The 23664-nt window shown below is 65.4% G+C and carries 14 protein-coding genes; 12 read left to right on the top strand and 2 right to left on the bottom strand.

Annotated features, from left to right (window positions below; translation table 11 throughout):
- Window positions 1–196: 196 nt before the first annotated feature.
- From VSX77_RS04405 to VSX77_RS04385, 5 genes are all read left to right on the top strand, one after another.
- A complete protein-coding gene (locus VSX77_RS04405; RefSeq protein WP_338426450.1) occupies window positions 197–2944 on the top strand; it encodes a TonB-dependent receptor in 2748 nt (915 codons plus the stop codon).
- Between the two features lie 88 nt (window positions 2945–3032).
- Window positions 3033–4541, top strand: a complete 1509-nt coding sequence (locus VSX77_RS04400) for a tryptophan halogenase family protein (RefSeq protein ID WP_338426449.1) — start codon at window positions 3033–3035, stop codon at window positions 4539–4541.
- Complete coding sequence (locus VSX77_RS04395) at window positions 4538–6331, top strand: alpha-amylase family glycosyl hydrolase (RefSeq protein WP_338426448.1); 1794 nt, start codon at window positions 4538–4540, stop codon at window positions 6329–6331. The genes VSX77_RS04400 and VSX77_RS04395 overlap by 4 nt, the downstream gene beginning before the upstream one ends.
- A 10-nt stretch (window positions 6332–6341) precedes the next feature.
- Window positions 6342–7985, top strand: coding sequence for an alpha-amylase family glycosyl hydrolase (locus VSX77_RS04390; RefSeq protein ID WP_338426447.1), 1644 nt, complete (start codon window positions 6342–6344; stop codon window positions 7983–7985).
- A gap of 2 nt (window positions 7986–7987) precedes the next feature.
- The gene (locus tag VSX77_RS04385) at window positions 7988–10027 is read left to right on the top strand and encodes a glycoside hydrolase family 97 protein (RefSeq protein WP_338426446.1); all 2040 of its coding nucleotides are present in this window, start codon (window positions 7988–7990) and stop codon (window positions 10025–10027) included.
- A gap of 7 nt (window positions 10028–10034) precedes the next feature.
- Here VSX77_RS04385 and VSX77_RS04380 read toward each other — a convergent pair whose 3' ends face one another.
- Window positions 10035–10949: a LysR family transcriptional regulator gene (locus VSX77_RS04380; RefSeq protein WP_338426445.1), complete on the bottom strand. Its 915-nt coding sequence runs from the start codon at window positions 10947–10949 to the stop codon at window positions 10035–10037.
- Between the two features lie 86 nt (window positions 10950–11035).
- On the opposite strand from VSX77_RS04380, the gene VSX77_RS04375 reads away from it, so the two are divergent.
- Window positions 11036–12070 carry an aldo/keto reductase gene (locus VSX77_RS04375; protein ID WP_338426444.1) on the top strand — a complete coding sequence of 345 codons (1035 nt, stop codon included), beginning with the start codon at window positions 11036–11038 and terminating at the stop codon, window positions 12068–12070.
- Between the two features lie 14 nt (window positions 12071–12084).
- Window positions 12085–13302 (top strand): MFS transporter, encoded by a 1218-nt coding sequence (locus tag VSX77_RS04370; RefSeq protein WP_338426443.1) that lies wholly within the window; start codon window positions 12085–12087, stop codon window positions 13300–13302.
- On the opposite strand, the gene glpD is transcribed toward VSX77_RS04370, so the two are convergent.
- Entirely contained in the window at window positions 13299–14798 is a 1500-nt protein-coding gene (glpD, locus tag VSX77_RS04365) for a glycerol-3-phosphate dehydrogenase (protein ID WP_338426442.1), read from the bottom strand. The genes VSX77_RS04370 and glpD overlap by 4 nt on opposite strands.
- 257 nt (window positions 14799–15055) lie before the next feature.
- Between glpD and zwf the strand changes: the two genes are divergently transcribed.
- From zwf to VSX77_RS04340, 5 genes are all read left to right on the top strand, one after another.
- Complete coding sequence (zwf, locus tag VSX77_RS04360; RefSeq protein WP_422397281.1) at window positions 15056–16519, top strand: glucose-6-phosphate dehydrogenase; 1464 nt, start codon at window positions 15056–15058, stop codon at window positions 16517–16519.
- A 197-nt stretch (window positions 16520–16716) separates the two neighbouring features.
- Window positions 16717–18561: a phosphogluconate dehydratase gene (gene edd / locus VSX77_RS04355; RefSeq protein WP_338426441.1), complete on the top strand. Its 1845-nt coding sequence runs from the start codon at window positions 16717–16719 to the stop codon at window positions 18559–18561.
- A gap of 123 nt (window positions 18562–18684) precedes the next feature.
- The gene (gene eda, locus VSX77_RS04350; RefSeq protein ID WP_338426440.1) at window positions 18685–19305 is read left to right on the top strand and encodes a bifunctional 4-hydroxy-2-oxoglutarate aldolase/2-dehydro-3-deoxy-phosphogluconate aldolase; all 621 of its coding nucleotides are present in this window, start codon (window positions 18685–18687) and stop codon (window positions 19303–19305) included.
- A 156-nt stretch (window positions 19306–19461) separates the two neighbouring features.
- Window positions 19462–21045 (top strand): HAD-IB family hydrolase, encoded by a 1584-nt coding sequence (locus VSX77_RS04345; RefSeq protein ID WP_338426439.1) that lies wholly within the window; start codon window positions 19462–19464, stop codon window positions 21043–21045.
- A 165-nt stretch (window positions 21046–21210) separates the two neighbouring features.
- Entirely contained in the window at window positions 21211–23562 is a 2352-nt protein-coding gene (locus tag VSX77_RS04340) for a glycerol-3-phosphate 1-O-acyltransferase (protein ID WP_338426438.1), read from the top strand.
- The last annotated feature ends 102 nt before the right edge of the window (window positions 23563–23664 follow it).

The raw sequence follows: 23664 nt of genomic DNA, 5'->3' as shown, positions 1-23664 counted from the left end.
CTGTGACATTTTGGCGACAAGCGCTTCTTCCGCATATTATGCGTATACGTATACCCTATGGCGGCACGGCGCGATTGGTTTCAATTGCGAGGCTCAAGATGGGTCAAGCCCACGCGTCGGAGAGGAAGCTGAAGGACGATCCCGTCCCCGGTCCGATGCGCGGTCATCGACGCCCGTCTGTACCAGGGGAATCACTATGACCATGCCAGCCAGCCTCCGCCGCAGCGCCAGCGCCATCGCGATGGGCGTTGCCTTCACCGCCTTCCTGCCCGTCGCCGCCATGGCGCAGGACACCGATCCCGTCGCTGCCGACGCGGGCGCCGAGGACGAAATCGTCGTCAGCGGTATTCGCGGCGCGATCAACAATTCGGTTCAGGCGAAAAAGAACAGCACCTCGATCGTCGAGGTCGTCTCGGCCGAAGACATCGGCAAGCTGCCCGACCTTTCGATCGCCGAATCGCTCTCGCGTCTGCCGGGTCTCGCGACGCAGCGCCTCGACGGCCGCGCCAATGTGGTGTCGATCCGCGGTCTTGCGCCCGATTTCACCACGACGCTTCTGAACGGCCGCGAACAGGTGTCGGCGAGCAACAATCGCGGCGTCGAGCTCGACCAATATCCGTCCGAATTGCTGAACGGTGCGATCGTTTATAAAACCCCCGACGCATCGCTGATCGGACAGGCGCTGGGCGGCACGATCGACATGCGTACGGTGCGCCCGCTCGCGCATGGCAAACGCACGATCGCGGCCGGCGCCCGTTTCGAAATCAACGATCTGGGCAAGCTTAATCCCGATATTTCGGACAAGGGCTATCGCGCCAATATATCCTATATTGACCAGAATGCCGATGGCACGCTCGGCTGGGCGATCGGCTATGCGCGGATGCAGTCGCCGACCGCCGAGGAGCGCTTCAACGCATGGGGTTATCCCGAGGTCACCGATGGAACCAACTCGGCTTTCCTCATCGGCGGAGCCAAGCCCTATGTGAAGTCGAACGAGCTCAAGCGCGACGGCGTGATGGCGGTCGTCGAATGGCAGCCCAGCGACCGGTTCCACATGACGCTCGACGGCTATTGGTCGAAATTCAAGGACGAACAGCGGCTGCGCGGCATCGAGTTCCCGCTAGCCTGGGGCAATTCGACGCTGCAACCCGATTTCACCATCGAAGACGGCCTGGTGACGTCGGGCACATGGACCGGCACCGAAGCGGTGATGCGCAACGACGTCGTTCACCGCACCGCGACGATCATCGCGGGCGGGTGGAACAGCCAGTTCAAACCCAATGACAGGCTGACGCTCGAACTCGACCTTGGCTATTCGCGGATCAAGAAGACCGAGGAAAATCTCGAAATCTATCTGGGCACCGGCCGCGGTCAGAATGCCGGCGCGCGCGAAACCGCGCTGGGCTTTACGCTGCGCAAGAAGGGCGGGATTATTTTCGATCCGTCGCTCGACTATGCCGACCCCAATCTCTTCGTCATCACCGATCCGCAGGGCTGGAACAGCTGCGGCGGCGCGGTGCCCAATTGCCAGGACGGCTTCGTCAACACGCCGCGGATCAAGGACGAGCTGAAATCGCTGCGCCTGCAGGCGACGCAGGAACTCGACGGCGTCATCAGCAGCCTTCGCGTCGGCGCCAATTATTCGGATCGCAAGAAAAGCCTCGACGATCGCGGCTTCGTGCTGACGAGCGAAAATTATCCGGCCGATACGCCGGTTCCCGCCGAGTATCTTTACGATCCGGTGTCGCTGGACTTTATCGGCATTCCCGGCATGGTCGCGTTCGACAGCTGGCGCTTCTACAATGACGGCAATTATGTGCTGACCGATGCGGCCGGCTTCGACCCGGCGCGCGTTTTCAACGACTATACGATCCGCGAAAAGGTGCTCACCGGCTTCATCCAGGCGAATTTCGACGCCGATGCGGGCAGCACGCCGATCCGCGGCAACGTCGGCGTCCAGATCGTCCATTCGGATCAGGAAGGGTCGAGCTTCTATGGCCAGGTCGTCGGCGGCGTCACGCAGACGACGCCGGTCACCGATGGCGACAAATACACCGACATCCTGCCGAGCATCAACCTGTCGGTCGAATTCGCCGACAATACCTTCCTGCGCTTCGGTGCGGCCCGGATGCTCGCGCGTGCGCGCATGGATCAGCTGAAACCCGGCGGCGGCGTCAATTTCGACACGGCGAAGCGCAACAACACCGACGTTAACGCGTCACCCTGGTCGCTCGACCTTGGCAATGCGAAGCTGCGGCCGCTGATGGCGGACACGATCGATGTCGGACTCGAAAAATATTTCGGGCAGGGCGGCTATGTCTCGATCGGCGGCTTCTACAAATATCTCGAGAATTACATTTATCGCCAGATCAACCCCTTCGACTTCTCCGACTTCGAAGTTCCCGACGGCGGGACCGTTGGCACGCGCGCAGGGCTCAGCAAGCAATGGCTGAACGGCAATGCGGGCCGCGTCTATGGCGCAGAGGCGTCCTTCTCCCTGCCTTTCGCGAACTTCAGCCAGTCGCTCGACGGTTTCGGCGTGCTCGGCAGCGCCTCATTCACCAAGAGCCGCGTGCGCGAAGGCGGCGAGGATCCGATTTCGATGCCCGGTCTGTCTAAATGGGTCGTGAACGGCACGGCTTACTTTGAAAAGGACGGGTTCCAGGTCCGCGCATCGGGTCGTTACCGCTCGAAATTCCTCGCCGAAGTATCGACGATCAGCCTCGCGCGCGACATGTTCATGGCCAAGAGCGAGTTCGTCGTCGACGCCCAGATCGGCTATACGTTCCAGAGCGGTACGCTCGAAGGACTGGGCATTCTGCTCCAGGCGTCGAACCTGACGAACGAGCCGTTCGTGACCTATTACAACGACGATCCCCGCCAGATCCGCGACTATCAGAATTACGGTCGCAACTTCATGGCGGGGATCACATACAAGTTCTGAGCTGGCGCGCGGGCCGGTGGCAACGCCGGCCTGCGTGCAAGCGCGGACGGACCTGTTCCGCCGTCGCCGAACGAGAGGAATGAACAGGGTGGGCGATAGCCGCATCACGAAGGTCGTCATCGTCGGCGGCGGGACCGCGGGCTGGATGGCCGCTGCGGCGCTGTCGCGGACGATGGAAAATCTGTCGATCCGGCTGGTCGAAAGCGATGCGATCGGAACGGTCGGCGTCGGTGAGGCGACAATCCCCGCGATCCGCCTGTTCAACGCGCTTGTCGGTATCGATGAGGATGAATTCGTCCGCGAAACGCAGGGGACGTTCAAGCTCGGCATCCAGTTTCACGACTGGGGCCGGATCGGCGACGTTTACATGCACGCCTTTGGCCAGATCGGCCGCAGTCTCGGCATGTTGCCGTTCCAGCAATATTGGCTGCGCGGCCGCGCGGAGGGCGTCGCGGGGCGGTTGGGCGGCTATTCGCTGGGCGAAACCGCGGGCCGCCAGAACCGCTTCGCGCGATTGCCGCGGATTCCCGATACCAGTCTCGACGGCATCGCCTATGCCTTTCATTTCGATGCCGCGCTCTACGCCGCCTATCTGCGCAAGGTCGCCGAAGCGGCGGGGGTCCGGCGCACCGAGGGCAAGATCGCGACGGTCCGGCGAAATGGCGGGAGCGACCATGTCGAGGCGGTCGTGCTCGAAAATGGCGAGGCGATCGAGGGCGAGCTTTTCATCGACTGCTCCGGCTTCCGCGCGTTGCTGATCGAGGAAGCGCTCGAAACCGGCTTTGAGGACTGGACGCACTGGCTTCCCTGCGACCGGGCGATTGCGGTGCCCAGCGAAAATGCCGGTCCGCCGCGCCCCTATACGCAGGCGATCGCGCATCGCGCCGGCTGGCAATGGCGCATCCCGCTCCAGCACCGCACGGGCAACGGCCATGTCTTTTGCAGCGATTTCATCAGCGAGGATGAGGCCACCGCCGTATTGCTCGCGAATATCGAGGGACGCGCGCTCGCCGAACCCCGGACGCTGTGCTTCCGCACCGGGATGCGGCGTCGGGCCTGGAATGCGAACGTCATCGCGCTGGGGCTCGCCTCGGGCTTTCTCGAACCGCTCGAATCGACCAGCATCCATCTGATCCAGAACGGCATCGCCAAGCTGATCGCGCATTTCCCCGATCGCGATTTCGATCGCGTCAATATCGACGCCTACAACCGCCGCGTCCGCTTCGATTACGAACGCATCCGCGATTTCGTGATCCTACATTATCACGCGAACCAGCGCACCGATTCGCCTTTCTGGATCCGTTGCCGCGAGATGGGCATTCCCGACACGCTCGCGCAAAAGATCGAGCTGTTCCGCAGCCAGGGACAGATCGTGCGCGAAAGCGACGAGCTGTTTGTCGAGATCGGCTGGTTTCAGGTCATGACGGGGCAGCATGTGACGCCGCGGGGCTATCACCCGATGGCCGATCAGCTGACGCGCGACGAACTGGCGGGCTTTTTCGCCGACATCGAAACGATCGTCGCGCGCACCGCTTCGCATCTTCCCACTCAACAGGATTTCATCGCGCAGCATTGCGCGGCAGGAGTGCCCGCATGAGCTTGCTCGCATCGATCATCGCGCTGAGCATGGCGGGGGCCGCGCCCGCCGCCGACTATCGGCAGCGGCCGCCCGGGGACGAGGTGATCTATTTCGTCCTCCCCGACCGCTTCGAAAATGGCAACCCGAAGAACGATCGCGGCGGCCTCAAGGGTGATCGTCTCGCCACCGGCTACGACCCCACGGACAAGGGCTTTTTCCACGGCGGCGACCTCGCGGGCCTGACGAAGCGGCTCGATTATATCCAGGGGCTCGGCGCCACGGCGATCTGGTTTGCGCCGATTTTCAAGAACAAGCCGGTGCAGGGCGCGCCGGGGCAGGAGAGCGCGGGCTATCACGGCTATTGGGTGACCGACTTCACCCAGGTCGATCCGCATTTCGGCACCAATGCGGAGTTCAAGGCCTTCGTCGACGCGGCGCACGCCCGCGGGATGAAGGTCTATATGGACATCATCGCCAACCACACCGCCGACGTCATTACATACAAGGAAGGCGCGGCGGAGGATTTTCGTTACCGCAGCCTCGCCGACTATTCCTGGTCGCGCCGCGGGGGCGTCGATGGTCCGGCGATCAACCCCGGTTTTGCGGGCGATCATGTCGCGACGCCGGAAAACTGGGCGAAGCTGACCGACCCGTCCTTCGCCTATACGCCCGTGGTGCCCAAGGGCGAGGAGCGGGTGAAGGTGCCGGCATGGCTCAACGACCCGATCTATTACCACAACCGCGGCAACAGCGACTGGGTTGGCGAATCCGCGTTCTATGGCGATTTTGCCGGGCTCGACGATCTGGCGACCGAAAATCCGCGCGTGGTGCAGGGCTTCATCGACATCTTTGGCCGCTGGATCGACGAATTTGGCATCGACGGCTTCCGCATCGACACCGCCAAGCATGTGAACCCCGAATTCTGGCAAGCCTTCGTCCCTGCGATGCAGGCGCGGGCGAAGGCGCGCGGCATCCCCAATTTTCACATTTTCGGCGAAGTCTATATCGACGGCGTCGATCCGGGGTCGCTCGCCGCCTATACGCATAGCGCGGGCCTGCCGTCGGTGCTCGATTTCAGCTTCGCGCGCGCGGTGATCGACAGCGTGAGCGGCACGAAGGGCACCGACCTGTTCGCGCGCCTGTTCGACGGCGATGTGCTGTACAAGGGCGGCGCCGACGCCGCGCTCCAGCTGCCGACCTTCCTCGGCAATCACGACATGGGCCGCTTCGCGATGTTCGTGAAACAGGCGAACCCGCAAGCCGACGACGCCGAGCTGCTTGCGCGGACGATGCTCGGCCATTCGATGCTGCTGACGCTGCGCGGAGTGCCGACCATCTATTATGGCGACGAGCAGGGCTTCGTCTCCGACGGCCACGACCAGCTCGCGCGCGAGAATATGTTCGCGTCAAAGGTAGCGGTCTATAACGACAATGACCTCATCGGCACCGATGCGACCACCGCCGACGCCAATTTCGACACCGCGCACCCGCTCTATCGGCATATCGCGGCGCTCGCGGCGATCCGCCGCGACACGCCGGCGCTGACACGCGGCGCGACAAAGCTGCGCACCTTTTCCGATAAGCCCGGCCTGCTCGCGGTGTCGCGTTTCGACCCCGACACGGGGCGCGAGGTGCTGCTCGCCTTCAATACGTCTGCGGCCCCGGTGTCGGCGACGATTGCCGTGGATATGAAAAGCGCGGGCTTCAGCGCGCTCCATGGCGATTGTCCGGCCCGCCCTGCGGCGCCGGGCAGCCTCCGCCTCTCTCTCCCCGCCTTCGGCACCCTCATCTGCCAAGCCACTGAATAAGCGAACCCGCGTGACATCGAACCAGCCTCTCGTTCAGGACCAGACAATCCCCGCCATCGCCGCCAATATTCCGTGGTGGAAGGGTGCGGCGATCTATCAGGTCTATCCGCGCAGCTTCGCCGATTCGAACGGCGACGGCGTCGGCGATCTCGCCGGGGTCACCGCGCGGCTCGACCATATCGCCAGCCTCGGCGTCGATGCGATCTGGCTGTCGCCCTTCTATCCCTCGCCGATGGACGATTTCGGATACGACATCGCCGATTATTGCGGCGTCGATCCGATCTTCGGCACGCTCGCCGATTTCGACGAACTGGTGGCACGTGCCCACGCGCTGGGACTGAAGGTCACGACCGACCTCGTCTTCGCGCACACCTCCGACCGGCACGCCTGGTTTGCGGAGAGCCGCGCGAGCACGGATAATGACCGCGCCGACTGGTATGTCTGGGCCGATGCCAAACCCGACGGCTCGCCGCCGACCAACTGGCAGTCGGTGTTCGGCGGTCCGGCGTGGACGTGGGACGCGCGCCGCGGCCAATATTATATGCATAATTTTTTAAGCTCGCAGCCGCAGCTCAACGTCCACAACCGCGCCGTGCAGGACGCGCTGCTCGATGTCGTGCGCTTCTGGCTCGACCGCGGCGTCGACGGCTTTCGCATCGACGCGATCAATTTTTCGATGCACGACCCGGACCTGCGCGACAATCCGCCCGCGCCGCCATCGAACAAGCTGCGGACGCGTCCGTTCGATTTTCAGCAGAAAATCTATAACCAGTCGCACCCCGACATCGTGCTTTTCCTCGAACGCATCCGCGCGCTCACCGATGAGCGCGCGGGCCGCTTTACCGTTGCTGAGGTCGGCGGCGACGATGCGATGCGCGAGATGAAGCTGTTTACCGCGGGCGAGGCGCGGCTTAACAGTGCCTATGGCTTCGACTTTCTCTACGCCGACCGGCTGACGCCGCAGCTGGTACGCGAGGCGGCCGAAGCCTGGCCCGACGCGCCGGGCATTGGCTGGCCCAGCTGGGCGTTCGAAAATCACGACGCGCCGCGCGCACTTTCGCGCTGGACGCCCGAAGGCGTCGGCCGCGATGCCTTTGCGCGCATGAAGATGGCGCTGCTCTGCGCGCTGCGCGGCAATATCATCATCTATAATGGCGAGGAACTGGGGCTCGATCAGGTCGATATTCCCTTCGATCAGGTCAAGGATCCCGAAGCGCGCAAGAACTGGCCGCTCACCCTGTCGCGCGACGGCGCGCGCACCCCGCTGCCGTGGGCGGCGGCGGCGGCGAACGCGGGCTTTTCGGACGCCGACCCCTGGCTGCCGCTGGGACCCGCGCACCGCGACCTCGCGGTCGACCGGCAACAGGATGATCCGGCCTCGCTGCTCAACCTGACGCGCCGCCTCGTCGCGCTGCGCGCCGGCCACCCTGCGCTTCGAGTCGGTCGCAACGCCAACTGGGTCGCCGAGGGCGACCTGCTCGCCTTCGACCGCATCGCCGGAGACCAGCGCATTCGCTGCCTGTTCAATCTTGGTCGCGGCACGATCGACATTTCAGCACTCGCGGACGGCGGCACCCCGCTCGTCCAGCTGAACGATGCCGGCGCCGCGGCGCTGCCGCCGTGCGGTGCGCTCTGGATAAAAATGGAAGGATGATCATGCTCCGTCTCGCCCCCCTCGCTCTCCTCGCGGCTGTGGCGCCCGCCGCCGCGCAGCAGGCGCCTGCGCCGGTCACCGCGACATCGCCCGATGGTGCCCTCACGCTGACCGTCGCGACCGACAATGATGCCCGCCCGACCTGGTCGCTGTCGCGCAAGGGCAAGCTGCTCATCGCGCCGTCGAAGCTCGGCTTCATCATGACCGACCGCATCGGCCTGCAGCGCGGTTTCAAAATCGAGAGCGTCGAGCGCGCGAGCGCCGACAGCCGCTGGGAACAGCCGTGGGGCGAGCGCCGCTTCGTGCGAGACCACCATAACGAACTCCTCGTCCGCTTTCGCCAGGACGAAAGCTGGGGCGGCCATGCGATGAATGTGCGCTTCCGCCTGTTCGACGACGGCATCGGATTCCGTTATGAATTGCCCGAACAGGACGGCCTGAAAACCGCGAAGATCGCCGACGAGATCACCGAATTCGACATCGCGCCCGAAGGCACCGCATGGTGGATCGCGGGCGGCGAGTGGAACCGCTACGAGCAGGTCTATCAGCAAACGCCGATCGATGCGGTATCGACCGCGCACACGCCGATCACGATGCGCCTCGCCGACGGCACGCACCTGGCCTTCCACGAAGCCGCGCTCGTCGATTATGCCGGCATGTGGCTGAAGCGCGTCGAGGGGCGCAAGTTCCGCGCGACGCTGTCGCCCTCGTCGAGCGGGCCGCGCGTGGTGCGCGACCTGCCGTTCGCGACGCCGTGGCGGACGATCCGCATCACCGATGACGCCGCGGGAGTGGTCGAAAGCGACCTCGAACTCAACCTCAACGAACCCAACAAGCTGGGCGACGTCAGCTGGGTCAAGCCGATGAAATATATCGGCATCTGGTGGGGCATGATCCGCGGCGACTGGAGCTGGGCCGAAGGACCCAACCATGGCGCGACGACCGAACGCACCAAGCAATATATCGACTTCGCGGCAAAGCATGGCTTCGGCGGCGTGCTGGTCGAGGGCTGGAACAAGGGCTGGAACGGCAACTGGTTCGGCCACGGCGATCAATATAGCTTCACCGAAGCCTATCCCGATTTCGATCTGAAGGCCGTCACCGACCATGCGCGCAAGAAAGGCGTGACCTTGATCGGCCACCACGAAACCGGGGGCAATATCGCAGTTTATGAAGCGCAACTCGACGACGCGATGAAGCTTTACGGCAAGCTTGGGGTCAAGGCGGTCAAGACCGGCTATGTCGCCGATGCCGGCGGCATCATCGCGCCGGGCGCGAGCGCCGACGAAAAGGTGATGGAATGGCACGACGGCCAGCGTCAGGTGCAGCATCATCTGAAAGTCGTACAGACCGCGGCCAAATATAAGGTCGCGGTCAATCCGCACGAACCGGTGAAGGACACGGGCCTTCGCCGCACTTATCCCAACTGGGTCGCCCGCGAAGGCGCCCGCGGCATGGAATATAATGCCTGGGGCGCCTTCGCCAACGGCCCGGATCATGAACCGACGCTCGTCTACACGCGGATGCTGTCGGGACCGATGGACTATACGCCGGGGGTGTTCAGCTTGCAGGGCGCGCAGGGTGTGCCGATGGCCTCAACGCTCGCCAAGCAGCTCGGCCTTTACCTTGCCATCTATTCGCCGATCCAGATGGCGGCCGACTTCATTGAAAATCTGGAGGCGCATCCGCGCGAGCTCGATTTCGTGAAACAGGTGCCGACCGACTGGGCCGAAAGCCGCCTGATCGCGGGCGCGGTCGGCGACTATGCGATCTTCGCGCGCAAGGACCGGGGCAGCGCCGACTGGTATGTCGGCGGTGTCAACGACGGCACGCCGCGCACGCTGACGCTGAATTTCGATTTCCTGGAACCCGGCAAGACCTATACCGCGACGATCTGGAAGGATGGCGCGGGCGCGACCTATCTGACCGACGCGCGCCGCAACATCGCCTATGACACGATCAAGGTGAAAAAGGGCGACACCTACAAGCTCTGGCTGGCTCCCGGCGGCGGCGCTGCGATGCGGATCGCCCCCGGCCGCTAAGGCGAGGTCAATTCGCGCGCCCCAGCCGGTCGACGAGGAAATCGACGAACACGCGCACCCGTGCGGGGGTGTTTGCGCCGCCCGCGAAGACCGCGTGGATCACCTCGACATCGCCGGGGTTATAATCTTCCAGGATCGGGATCAGCGCGCCGCTCGCGATCTGGTCGGCGATGCTGAAAGCGCCAACGCGCGCGATGCCGACCCCGGCGGCGGCGAGCTGCCCCAGCGTTTCGCCATTGTTCGCCTCGATATTGCCCTGCACCGCCAGCGCATAGTCGCGCGCGCCGTCGCGAAAGGGCCAGGTTGGTTCGGCGCGGCGGAAGTTGAAATTCAGGCAGTTGTGATCGTGCAGGTCCTCGGGGCGGCGCGGCGTGCCGTGCGCCGCCAGATAGGCGGGCGACGCGACGATCACGCGGCGGCTTTCGCCCAGCTTGCGTGCGGTCAGCGGACTGTCGGCCAGCGGGCCGAAACGGATCGCGACGTCGGCTTGCCCCGCCGCGAGGTCGACGAGCCGGTCGGCGAGGCTGATGTCGACCAATATATGCGGATAAAGCCGCACGAAGTCGCCGAGCAATGGGACGATGCACAGCCTGCCATGCGCTTGCGCCGCGCTGACGCGCAGCCGCCCGCGCGGCGCCCCCTGATCGGCGATCGCCTGTTCGGCGTCGCCCAGGTCGGCTAGAATCCGCCGCGCGGCGCGCAGATAGGCCTCGCCCTCGGGCGTGAGCGCAAGCGCGCGCGTCGACCGCAGCATCAGGCGCACACCCAGCCGCGCCTCGATCCGGTCTATCGTGCGGCTGACCGCTGACGGGGTAAGGCCGAGGCAGCGTCCCGCGGCGGAAAAACTGCCCTCGGCGACGGTCGCGACAAACACTTCCATCGACCGCGCCCGATCGCCGCCGCCGTCCATCTTTGCGTTCATATCAAAAATCCTTCGCTTCTTGCGGCGCTACACCAGCCGCATGTCGGCGTCCATCTATGCGCTCAACGCAATCGAAAGGATGGGTCATGGAATATCGTCAATTGGGATCGTCGGGGCTTCGCGTCCCGGCGTTGAGCTTTGGCACGGGGACGTTCGGCGGGCAGGGACCGCTGTTCAGCGCGTGGGGCACGAGCGATGCCGCCGAGGCGCGGCGCCTGATCGACATCAGCCTCGACGCCGGGGTGACCCTGTTCGACACCGCCGACGTTTATTCGAACGGCGCGTCGGAGGAAATTTTGGGCGCCGCGATCAAGGGCCGCCGCGACGCGGTGCTCATCTCGACCAAGACCGGCCTGCCGATGGGCGACGGGCCGCAGGACTGGGGCGTCTCGCGCAGCCGGCTGATCGGCGCGGTCGAGGATGCGCTCCGCCGTCTCGGCACCGACCATATCGACCTGCTCCAGCTCCACGCTTTCGACGCGTCGACTCCGGTCGACGAGCTGATGGACACGCTGGCGACGCTGATCGCCGCGGGGAAGCTGCGCTATGCGGGCGTCTCCAACTATCCGGGCTGGCAATTGATGAAGGCGCAGGCGGCGGCCGACCGCCTCGGCACCCCGCGCTTCGTCGCGCACCAGGTCTATTATTCGCTGATCGGCCGCGCCTATGAGGCCGACCTGATGCCGCTCGCCGCCGATCAGGGCGTTGGCGCGCTCGTGTGGAGCCCGCTCGGCTGGGGTCGGCTCACGGGCAAGATCGGACGCGGGCGCCCGCTCCCGGCCGGCAGCCGCCTCCACGAAACCGAACAGTTCGCGCCGCCGGTGACTGAAGAGCTGCTTTACCGCGTTATCGACGCGCTGGAGGTTGTCGCCGCCGAAACCGGCAAGACAGTGCCGCAGGTCGCGATCAACTGGCTGCTCCGGCGCCCGACCGTTTCCTCCGTGATCATCGGCGCGCGCAATGAGGAGCAGCTGCGGCAAAATCTCGGCGCGGTCGGCTGGGCGCTCACCGCCGAACAGGTCGCGCTGCTCGACGCCGCGAGCGACGCGCTGCCGCCCTATCCGCACACGCCCTATCGCCAGCAGGAGGGCTTTGCCCTCCTGAACCCGCCGCTCGTCTGACCGGACTTACGCCCATGAAAATCAACTTTCCCCTCCTTGCGCTTGCGACGGGCGCGTTCGGGATCGGGATCACCGAATTCGCGCCGATGGGTCTGCTGCCCGACATGGCGGCGGGGCTCGGCGTCTCGATCCCCGCTGCGGGGCTCCTCGTTTCGGCCTATGCGCTCGGCGTCATGCTCGGCGCGCCGTTGATGACGCTCACCACCGCGCGCATGAACCGGCGCACCTTGCTCATTGCGCTGATGGCGATCTTCACGCTCGGCAACTTTCTGTCGGCGATCGCGGGCGATTATGCGACGCTGATGGCTGCGCGCGTCATCACCTCCTTGAACCACGGCGCCTTTTTCGGCGTCGGGTCGGTCGTTGCCGCCAGCATCGTCCCGCCCGACAAGCGCGCCAGCGCCGTCGCGGCGATGTTCATGGGGCTGACGCTCGCCAATGTCGTCGGCGTGCCGCTCGCGCCGTGGATCGGCGAGACGTTCGGCTGGCGCACCGCGTTCGGGCTGATCGCCGTTTGGGGCCTTTTCACCATGGCCGCGCTGCGCTTTGCGCTCCCCGACATCCCGCGCGCCGAAGGCGGCAATATGCTCGCCGAACTCGGCGTGCTGAAGCGGCGCGAAGTGCTCCTCGCGCTGGCGCTGACAGCGCTCGGCTCGTCGGCGATGTTCGCGGTCTTCACCTATATCGCGCCGATCCTGAAGGGCGCGACGGGAGCAGGGACGCTGTTCGTGACCGCGATGCTCGTCGTCTACGGGCTCGGACTTACCGCCGGCAACTGGCTCGGCGGCCGCTTTGCCGATCGCTCGATCGACCGCACGCTGATCGTCTCGCTCGGCGGGCTGGCGGCGACGCTGGTCGTCTTCGCCGGCGCGATGTTTCACCCATTCGCCGCGGCGATCACCATCTTCGTGTGGGGCGTCGCGACCTTCGCGATCGTCCCGCCGCTTCAGATGCGCGTGATGGAAGCGGCGAGCGATGCGCCCAACCTCGCCTCGGCGGTCAACATCGGCGCGTTCAACCTCGGCAATGCGGTCGGCGCGGCGGTTGGCGGCGGCGTGATCGGCCTGGGGCTCGGCTATCCGGCGGTGTCGATCGCGGGGGCGTTGATGGCGCTCGCCGGGCTCGCGATCGTTCTTGCGACGCGCACGCGCCATGCCGATCGGCGTTTCGTCTTTGCTCGACACGAGCGGCGGGACGAGCAAGACTTGAGCGGCCAGGCGCCAACAATCTAGCGCAGCATGTCCAGTGCGTCGGCAAGCCGCGCCTTGTCCTCTTCGTCGAAGACCAGCCCAAGCTTGCTTCGCCGCCACAAAATATCGTCCGCCGTGCGCGCCCATTCCTGTTCGACCATCCATCGCAACTCGGCGACGCTCAGCCCGTGCGCGATCTCGCCGCCCAGCGCGTCCCAGCTGTCCGCCTCGCCCAGCCAGCGCCGCGCATCGGTGCCATAGGCGCGCGCGATCCGCTGCGCGGTCGTGGCGGAGAGGAAAGGGTGGGCCAGCCGATATTCCGCAACGAGCGCCGCGGCGCCCGTCACCGGAAAATCACCCCCGGGCAGCGCCGCCTTCGCGGTCCAGTGCCGGACGCTCAGCGCCGGCACATGACGCGCCAGTGCATCGACCGCCTCTTCGGCGACATGGCGATAGCTGGTGATCTTGCCGCCGTAGATGGTGAGCAAGGGCGCGCCTTCTTCGAGGTCGAGGTCGATGCGGTATCCGCGCGTCGCCGCCTCGGGCCGCCCCGACCCGTCCTCGACCAGCGGCCGCACGCCTGAAAAGCTCCACACCACATCGGCGGGGGTAACAGGCACGCGAAAATAGAGGCTGGCGCCTTCGCACAGATAGGCGATTTCGTCGTCGCTCGCCTTTGCCTCGCTCGCGGGTCCGTCATGGTCCACATCGGTCGTGCCGATCAGCGTGAAGTCCTGTTCATAAGGAATGGCGAAAAAGATGCGCCCGTCGGGCAGCTGGAAAAAATAGGCATAATCATGCTCGAACAGGCGGCGCACGACGATGTGCGACCCGCGCACCAGCCGCATCTGATGGTCGGGCTCGGCATCGGCGCGTTTCAAAAGGTCGAGCACCGCCGGCCCCGCGGCATTGACGACGCTGCGGCCGGTGAAACGATAGCGATGCCCCTGATCGTCCGCCGCATCGACGACCCACAGTCCGCCGTCGCAGCGCAGCATCTCGGCGCGCGTGTGCGTGCGGACCCGCGCGCCGCGGTCGGCGGCGTCGCGCGCGTTGAGCATGACCAGCCGCGCATCGTCGACCCAGCCGTCCGAATATTCGAACCCGTGGACATAGTGCGATTGCAACGGCGCCCCCGCCGCATGACGCCTGAGGTCGACCGAGCGCGTCGCCGGCAGCTTCTTGCGGCCGCCGATATGGTCGTAGAGGAACAGCCCCAGCCGCAACAGCCAGCGCGGGCGCAGCCCGTCGCGATAGGGCAGGACGAAACGCAGCGGATGGATGATGTGCGGCGCAATGCCCCACAAAAGCTCGCGTTCCTTCAGCGCCTCGCGCACCAGGCCGAACTCATAATGTTCGAGGTATCGCAGCCCGCCGTGGATCAGCTTGGTCGATTTCGACGATGTGCCCTCGGCGAGGTCGCCCGCCTCGAGCAGCAACACCCGCGCCCCGCGCCCCGCCGCATCGCGCGCGACCCCCGCGCCGTTGACGCCGCCGCCAACGACGATGATGTCATAGGGGAGGGGCGTGTCGGGCATGGGGTCGGGTCTTAGAATCGTTCGTCGCAGCTTTGAACCATTTTCACCCCTCCCCTTCAGGGGAGGGGCAGTGAGACATGGTCCGGCGTAGCCGGGCCTTAGTCGAGCGGGGTGGGGGCCATCGGCCTTGCGCTAGCTCGGCAGCCCCCACCCCAACCCCTCCCCTGAAGGGGAGGGGCGTAAAGCGGCTTACGTATGCGCGTTGCATTCGCGGGGCGCATCCTCCAATTCTCTGTCTGTTATCCAAGGGGACGAATGTGAGCGTCAAAGTCGAAACATTGGTTTTGTTCGGGGCGACGGGCGACCTCGCGCAGCGCATGCTCTTCCCCTCGCTCTACAATCTCCACATGGACGGCCTGCTTGCGGACGCGCTGACGATCGTCGGATCGGGTCGCTCGGTTATGGATCGTGACGCCTTTTGCACGCAGGTCCGCACCGCCTTGACCGAGCATCTGCCCGCCGACCGTATCGATTCCGCAACCGTCGACACCTTCCTCGCGCGCATCGACTATTGCGCGATCGATGCCGGCGCGGGCACCGGCTATGACGAACTCGCGGTGTTGCTGGGCGACCGCATGAACCGCCCGATCGGTGTCTACCTTTCGACCCCGCCGTCGATGTTCGGCCCGATCGCGCAAGGATTGAAGGCCGCGAACATCGCCTGCGCCGAATGCCGGATCGCGATGGAAAAGCCGATCGGCCACGACCTTGCTTCGTCGCGCGAAGTCAACGCCCAGGTCGGCGACGCCTTTGCCGAGGAGCGGGTGTTCCGCATCGACCATTATCTCGGCAAGGAAACGGTGCAGAATCTGCTCGCGCTGCGCTTTGCCAACATGTTGTTCGAACCGCTGTGGAATGCGCAGGCGATCGACCATGTCCAGATCACCGTCGCCGAAACCGTCGGCCTTGAAGGCCGCGTATCCTATTATGACGGCGTTGGCGCACTCAAGGACATGGTCCAGAACCATATGCTGCAATTGCTCGCGATCATCGCGATGGAGCCGCCGTCGAGCGTCAGCGCAACTGCGGTGCGCGATGAAAAGGTCAAGCTGCTGCGCTCGCTTCGCAAGATGCGTGCCGAGGATGTGAAGGCGCACAGCGTCAAGGGGCAGTACAGCAGCGGCGCGGTGAACGGCGCCGCGGTCGCGGGCTATGCCGATGAACTCGGCAATCCCTCGAACACCGAAACCTTCGTCGCTTTGAAGGCCTTTATCGATAATTGGCGGTGGAAGGGCGTGCCCTTTTACCTGCGCACCGGCAAACGGATGCCGCAGCGCAAGTCCGAGGTGCTGATCCAGTTCAAGCCGGTGCCGCACAATATCTTCGCGCGCGTCGGCGCGGGCAAGCTCGACGCCAATATGATGATCATCAACTTGCAGCCCGAGGAAAATATCCGGGTCAAGGTGATGGCAAAACAGCCGGGGCTCGGCCGCGACGGGGTGAAGCTCAAAGAAGTGACGATGGACGTCTCGCTCTCGCACAGCTTTGCGGGCGAGCGGCGACGCATCGCCTACGAACGCCTGCTGCTCGACTTCATCGAGGGCGACCAGACCCTCTTCGTGCGCCGCGACGAGGTCGAGGCACAATGGGAGTGGATCGACGCGATCCGCGACGCCTGGGACCAGGTCGATATGGCGCCGCAAAGCTACACCGCGGGAAGTTGGGGGCCGAGTTCGGCAATCGCGCTGATCGAACGCGACGGAGCGAGCTGGCATGATTGAGCGGCCCCATTTCCTTCTCCCCTTGAGGGAGAAGGATACGAAGCCTTGTCGCATGGCGACTAGGCGCAGTTGGATGAGGGGTTCCACCGTCGCTTGCGCACGCCACGTCCGAACCCCTCACCCAGCTTCGACTAGGCAGCAAGCTGCCAAGTCTGCGCAACCCTCTCCCTCAAGGGGAGAGGGGATCGGATTTTCTTATGACTGATCTCCACCCCACCATCGCCGCCGTCACCGACCGCATCATCGCCCGCAGCGCGCCGCGCCGCGCCGCCTACCTCGACCTCATGGAGCGCCAGCGCGACGCGGGCACCAACCGGGGCAACCTCTCTTGCGGCAACCTCGCGCACGGCTTCGCCGCTGCGGGCGACGACAAGCCCATCATCCGCACCGGCGCCGCGATGAACATCGGCATCGTCACCAGCTACAACGACATGCTTTCGGCGCATCAGCCGTACGGCCGCTATCCCGAACAGATCAAACTCTTCGCGCGCGAGGTCGGGGTCACCGCGCAGGTCGCGGGCGGCGTTCCGGCGATGTGCGACGGCGTGACGCAGGGGCAGGCGGGCATGGACCTGTCGCTGTTCAGCCGCGACAATATCGCGCAGGGCACGGTGATCGCCCTAAGCCACGCGATGTTCGAGGGCGTGCTGCTGCTCGGCATCTGCGACAAGATCGTGCCCGGCCTCCTGATCGGCGCGCTGCGCTTTGGCCATCTGCCGCAGATTCTCGTCCCCGCGGGGCCGATGCCTTCGGGCCTCGCGAACAAGGAAAAGCAGCGCATCCGTCAGCTTTATGCCGAGGGCAAGGCTACCCGCGACGAGCTGCTCGAAGCCGAAGCGGCGTCCTATCATGGCGCGGGCACCTGCACCTTCTACGGCACCGCGAACTCGAACCAGATGATGATGGAGCTGATGGGGCTGCACATCCCCGGCAGCGCCTTCACCAACCCCGGCACCAAGCTGCGTCAGGAGCTGACGCGCGCCGCGACGCACCGGATCGCCGCGATCGGCTGGGACGGCGACGACTATCGCCCGCTCGGCCGGTGCATCGACGAAAAGGCGATTGTCAACGCGGCGATCGGCCTGCTCGCGACCGGCGGATCGACCAACCATGCGATCCACCTGCCCGCGATCGCACGCGCGGCGGGGATCGTGATCGACTGGCAGGATTTCGACGAACTCAGCCACGCGGTGCCGCTGCTCGCGCGCGTCTATCCGAACGGCGCGGGCGACGTGAACCACTTCCACGCCGCGGGCGGCATCGGCTTTGTCGTCAAGGAACTGCTCGGCGCGGGACTGCTCCACGGTGACATCCTCACCGTCGGCGGAACGATGGCCGATTATGCCGCCGAGCCTGTGCTGGTTGACGACGAACTTCACTGGCAGGCCGCGCCTGAAACGTCGCGCGACGATACGATGCTGCGCCCCGTCGCCGCGCCTTTCTCGCCCGACGGCGGTATGCGCCTGCTCGCGGGCAACCTCGGCCGTGCGATCATCAAGACCAGCGCGGTCGCCGAGGATCGCTGGACGATCGAGGCGCCGTGCCGGATTTTCGACGACCAGAATCAGGTGCTCGCCGCGTTCAAGGCGGGCGAACTCGATCGCGACGTCGTCGTCGTCGTCCGTTTCCAAGGCCCGCGCGCCAACGGTATGCCCGAACTCCACAAGCTGACGCCGGCGCTGGGTGTGTTGCAGGACAAGGGCTATCGCGTCGCACTGCTCACCGACGGTCGCATGTCGGGCGCCAGCGGCAAGGTGCCCGCGGTGATCCATTTGTCGCCCGAGGCGCTGCCCGGCCCCGACGGCGTCAGCGGCCCGCTCGCCTATCTTGAGGACGGCGACATCGTGCGCGTCTGCGCGGTAAAGGGCGAAGTCATTGCGCTGGTTGATGCGGCTGAATGGGCTTCGCGCACCCCCGCCGTCGCCCCGCCGCCCGCGCTCGGCGTCGGCCGTGAACTTTTCGCGCTGTTCCGCCACCATGCCGACGAGGCCGAAAAGGGCGGATCGGCGGTGCTCGCGGCGATGGAGGCGGTTACCGGCTAACCCATGATCCGTTCGTGCTGAGCTTGTCGAAGCACCGTTCTTTTCTTTGGACGTCGCAAAGAAAGTACGGCCCTTCGACAAGCTCAGGGCAAGCGGTGTTTGAAGTTTCGAACGGAGTGGAAAATGTCGAATTTAGGTATCGAGCAGATCATGACCCTCGCGCCGGTGATCCCGGTGATCGTCATCGACCGCGTCGAGGATGCCGTGCCGATGGCGGAAGCGCTCGTCGCGGGCGGGCTCCGCGCGCTCGAGGTGACGATGCGCACCCCCGCCGCGCTCGACGCGATCCGCGCGATGAAGGCGGTGCCGGGCGCGGTCGTCGGCGCGGGCACGGTGCTCAACCCGCATATGCTCAGGGACGCGCTCGACGCGGGCTCCGAATTCATCGTCTCGCCCGGCCTCACCGACAGCCTCGGCGAAGCGGCGGTGGCAAGCGGCATTCCCTTCCTGCCCGGCGTCGCCAATGCGTCGAACATCATGATGGGGCTCGACATGGGCCTCGACAGCTTCAAATTTTTCCCCGCCGCGACGAGCGGCGGCATCCCGGCGCTGAAGGCGCTCGCGGGCCCCTTCGGCGGCATCAATTTCTGCCCCACCGGCGGCATCAGCGCCGCGACCGCGCCCGAATGGCTTGCGCTCGGCCCCGTGCGCTGCGTCGGCGGCAGCTGGGTGGTGCCCGCCGGGCCACTCGACGTGGTGCGCATTGAGGCGCTGGCGCGCGAGGCGGCTGCGCTTCGCCCTTGATCGTCGCCCCCGCGAAGGCGGGGGCCGCTATCGGCCTTGCGCCACCTTGCCACCGGCCCCCGCCTCCGCGGGGGCGACGAATTGGACGCATTGATAAACGCCATCTTTACTGCCATCGTGCAGCGATAAAGCAGTAGGATAACCGCCTGTGGGGAGATGTGCGTGCCAAGACCGCAGCCGCATCTGGATGAAGTGCTCGCGTCCGAGCCCGGGTCGCATATCGCCGCGCTCTTCGATTTCGACGGCACGATCATCTCAGGCTATTCCGCCACCGCGATGCTGCGCGAGAAGTTCCAGCGCCGCGAAATGTCGGTCGAGGAAATCGCCGAGACCGCGCAGGTCATCGCGCAGCACAGCCTCGGCACCATCGGCTTTTCCGGGCTGATGTCGGGCGCCGCCAAATTCATGAAGGGTGTCGAGGAGCAAAGCTTCATCGAATTCGGCGAAGAACTTTACAAGAAACATATCGCGCGCAAGATTTACCCCGAAACCCGCGCGATCATCGAAGCGCATCAGGCAAAGGGGCACCGCGTCGCGATCATCTCGTCGGCGACGATCTACCAGATCGAACCCACCGCGCGCGACCTTGGCATCACCGACATCAAATGCTCGGCCTATGAGATCGAGGACGGGGTGTTCACCGGCGAAATCATCCGCCCGCTCTGTTTTGGCGAGGGCAAGGTGCTGGCGGCCGAGGAACTTGCCGCCGAATATGGCCTCGACCTCGACCAGAGCTATTTCTATTCGGACAGCGACGACGACATCGAGCTGCTCGAACGCGTCGGCAAGCCGCGCCCACTCAACCCGAACATGAAGCTCAAGGTCATCGCCGACGAGCGAGGCTGGCCGGTACAGCGCTTCGCCAGCCGCGGCACGCCATCGTGGATCGACTATACGCGCACGATCTATGCCACCGGTTCGCTCGTCGGCGCCTTCGCTGCGGGCCTGCCGATCTGGGCGCTGACCCGCTCACAGCGCGAGGCGGCGAATTTCTCGATCGGGCTGTTTGGCGATTTCGCGACCGCGATCACCGGCGTCGAGCTCGAGGTCGAAGATGAGCGCCATCTTTGGTCGTCGCGCCCCTGCGTCTTCATCTTCAACCACCAGAGCAAGGCCGACGTGATGATCCTCGCCAAGCTCATCCGCCGTGACATGGGCGGGGTGGGGAAGAAGGAGATCAAGGACATCCCCGTCCTCGGCAAGCTGATGGAATGGGGCGGCACCGTCTTCGTCGACCGCGCCGACGGCAAGAGCGCGATCAAGGCGATGGGACCGCTCGTCGCGGCGATCCGCGAAGAGGGCAAATCGATCTGCATCGCCCCCGAAGGCACGCGCAGCCTGACGCCCAAGCTCGAACCCTTCAAAAAGGGGGCCTTCCATCTCGCGATGCAGGCGGGTGTGCCGATCATCCCGATCGTGATTCATAACGCCACCGACGTCGCGCCGAAGAACGAGTTTGTAATGCGCCCCGCAACCGTGCGCGTCACCGTGCTGCCGCCGGTCGATACATCGGGGTGGAGCGTGAAGACGATCAATTCGCATGTCCGCGACGTGCGGAATATGTTCCTGCGCACGCTGGGGCAGCCGGAGGAGAGCGTGGCGGAGTCGGTGGCGAAGGAGCCTGCGGCCGAGGTTAAGGCCGAAAAGGCCAAGCCGAAAAAAGCGGCGGCGAAGAAACCCGCGCCTAAGAAAAAGGCGTCCGCCAAGAAAATCTCCCCCCAAAAGGGAGGGGCGGTTTAGACGATGACATCTTCCTCCGTTCGCCCTGAGCTTGTCGAAGGGCCGTTCTTTTCTTCTGCGCGGTTTGACAGGAAGAACGGCCCTTCGACAAGCTCAGGGCAAGCGGACTTGGGTGTCGCAGAATGGCGCGGTACGAGTCACTCATCGACGGGGCAAGGCTAGGCCATGGCCGACGGCTCGCCCCGCACTCCGATCGTGACGGACGCGGCGGCCGACCGGCTCTACATCATCGACGCGCGGCACGGGGTCGAGCGCCGCATCCTGCTCGACTGGATTCACGCAACCTCCAACGATTCGGGCGGTGACGACGAACCCGGCTGGGCCAGCCTCGACATTGAGGACGGCGACCATGCGCTGCCAGTCGAGGCGTTGCAGGCGCGGCTCGGCGCCGCGCCGTCGCGGCACGTCGTGCCGCTGCGCGTCGCCTGGCGCATCCCCGGGTTCGATAAGGGCCGCGCGCTCAAATTCCGCCACCTGATCTTCGGCGATCCGCGCCATCCGGGCCCGCTGCGCGCGCGGCTGATCCTGCTCCGTGACCGCCGCCGCGCGCAGATTCTGGTCGGCGAAGCGGCGACCCTCGATACGCTCCGCACCCGCTTCTGCGCGCAGACCGGCGGTGGCGATGGCGAGGGCGCCGACAGCCCCGAATTTGCGCGCTTCGTCGCGCGGCAGGCCGCGCTCGCGCTCGACGTCGCCGAACGCGGCGTTCGCGGGACACGCTACAAGGTGCCGCGCTTCGTCGCCGATGGCCTCCGCACCAGCCCCAAGTTCCGCGCCGCGCTTGCCGAGCTTGCGGCCGCGACCGGCCGCCCCGTCGCCGATCTCTACCGCGAGGCTCGACCGCTGATGAAGGAGGTGATCGCGCGACCGTCGGCGCTCTTCCTCGATCTTCGCGCGCGCCTCGATCGCATGATGTTCGGCGGCTACGCACCCGAAATGGAGATCGACGCCGCCGAACTGGCGCGGCTGCGCGCGATCTTGCGCGAGCATCCGACCGCGATCCTCTTCACGCACAAAACCTATATCGACGGCGCGACGCCCAGCCGCCTTGCCTATGAAAACGACCTGCCGATGCTCCACAGCTTCGGCGGCGCGAACCTCGACTTCGCGGTCATGGGCGAATTTTTCCGCCGTTCGGGGATGATCTTCATCCGCCGCAGCTTTCAGGACCAGCCGGTCTACAAGCTCGTGCTGCGCCACTATATCGCCTGGCTGCTCGCCAAGCGTTTCCCGCTGAGCTGGGCGTTCGAGGGGACGCGCTCGCGACTCGGCAAGCTGATGCCGCCCAAATATGGGCTGATGAAATATGTCCTCGACGCGGCGCACGCGACGGGCACGCGCGGCGTGCATTTTGTTCCCTTCGTCACCAGCTTCGACCTCATCCGCGATGTCGAGGAATATGCCGCCGAACAGACCGGCCGCAGCAAGAAACCCGAAAGCCTGTCGTGGTTCATCGGCTATATGAAAAGCCTGAAGGAGCCGTCGGGCCGCATCCGCCTCGACATCGGCGACCCTGTGGTCATCGATGCCGCGCCCGGTCCCGACGACAAGCGCGCGCTCGAAAAGATCGCCTTCGCCGTCGCGGTCGAAGCAAATCGGGTGACCCCGCTCACCGTCACCTCGGTGATGTGCCTGATCCTGCTCGGCATGGCGCCACGCGGCGCAACCTCGGCCGAACTTCTCGGCGCGATCGGCGCGGTGACCGGCTGGGCGCGGGCGCGCGGCGTCAGGCTCAGCAGCGAACTCGAAAGCGGCGACGATGCCGCGCTGTCCACCACCATCGACACGCTCGTTACCAGCGGGCTGCTCACGTGCTACGAAGCGGGCAGCGAGACCATCTATTCGATTGACCCCGCCAAGCATCCGATGGCGAGCTATTACCGCAACATCATCGCGCATCATTTCCTCGACCGCGCGATGATCGAGCTCGCGCTGTTCGAGCTGCGCGACGCCGACAGCGGCGACGCGACCGCCGCCTTCTGGGCAAAGATCGATCGTTTGCGCGACCTGTTCAAATTCGAATTTTTCTACCCGCCGCGCGATGAGCATATGGCCGCGCTCCGCGCCGAACTCGAACGCATCGATCCGGTCTGGGATCGCCGCCTCGCCAGCGGCGACCGCGGCATCGCGCAACTGCTGCGCCGCTGCCAGCCCGTCGTCGGCCACGCGATCCTTTTGCCTTTTGCCGAGGCCTATTCGGTCGTCGCCGACCTGCTCGCGCGCGCGAAACCGGGCGAGGCGGTCGATGAAAAGGCCTTGCTCGACGCCGCGCTGACCGAGGGCAAGCAGGCCTATCTGCTGCGCCGGATCAGCAGCGAAGCGGCAATCGGCAAATTGCTGTTCGCCAACGGCCTGTCGCTGATGCGCCATATGGGGCTGGCCGAGGAAGCAACGCCCGATGGTCTTGCCCAACGCCGCGCGCTGCTCGCCGAACTGCGCGGGCTCGCCAACGTCATGGAAACGATGCGGCTGTCGACCGTGGCGCTGGCGGACCGGCTGGTGGGGGCGGGGGAGTGACGATGCAGCACCCCCCTTCGTCATTGCGAGCGAAGCGAAGCAATCTCCAGCCTTCAAAGTCGCGCACCCTCGAAAGCTGGAGATTGCCGCGTCGCCCCGGAT

The sequence above is a fragment of the Sphingopyxis sp. TUF1 genome (genome assembly GCF_036687315.1).
Classification (GTDB): domain Bacteria; phylum Pseudomonadota; class Alphaproteobacteria; order Sphingomonadales; family Sphingomonadaceae; genus Sphingopyxis; species Sphingopyxis kveilinensis.
This window is presented reverse-complemented; position numbering and strand designations above follow the sequence as displayed.

What these genes read in the sequence shown, in the direction of transcription:
- VSX77_RS04405 (WP_338426450.1), top strand. Translation starts at nt 197, where the DNA reads ATGACCATGCCAGCCAGCCTCCGCCGCAGCGCCAGCGCCATCGCGATG.
- VSX77_RS04395 (WP_338426448.1), top strand. Translation starts at nt 4,538, where the DNA reads ATGAGCTTGCTCGCATCGATCATCGCGCTGAGCATGGCGGGGGCCGCG.
- VSX77_RS04385 (WP_338426446.1), top strand. Translation starts at nt 7,988, where the DNA reads ATGCTCCGTCTCGCCCCCCTCGCTCTCCTCGCGGCTGTGGCGCCCGCC.
- VSX77_RS04380 (WP_338426445.1), bottom strand. Translation starts at nt 10,949, where the DNA reads ATGAACGCAAAGATGGACGGCGGCGGCGATCGGGCGCGGTCGATGGAA.
- VSX77_RS04375 (WP_338426444.1), top strand. Translation starts at nt 11,036, where the DNA reads ATGGAATATCGTCAATTGGGATCGTCGGGGCTTCGCGTCCCGGCGTTG.
- VSX77_RS04370 (WP_338426443.1), top strand. Translation starts at nt 12,085, where the DNA reads ATGAAAATCAACTTTCCCCTCCTTGCGCTTGCGACGGGCGCGTTCGGG.
- glpD (WP_338426442.1), bottom strand. Translation starts at nt 14,798, where the DNA reads ATGCCCGACACGCCCCTCCCCTATGACATCATCGTCGTTGGCGGCGGC.
- edd (WP_338426441.1), top strand. Translation starts at nt 16,717, where the DNA reads ATGACTGATCTCCACCCCACCATCGCCGCCGTCACCGACCGCATCATC.
- eda (WP_338426440.1), top strand. Translation starts at nt 18,685, where the DNA reads ATGTCGAATTTAGGTATCGAGCAGATCATGACCCTCGCGCCGGTGATC.
- VSX77_RS04345 (WP_338426439.1), top strand. Translation starts at nt 19,462, where the DNA reads ATGTGCGTGCCAAGACCGCAGCCGCATCTGGATGAAGTGCTCGCGTCC.
- VSX77_RS04340 (WP_338426438.1), top strand. Translation starts at nt 21,211, where the DNA reads ATGGCCGACGGCTCGCCCCGCACTCCGATCGTGACGGACGCGGCGGCC.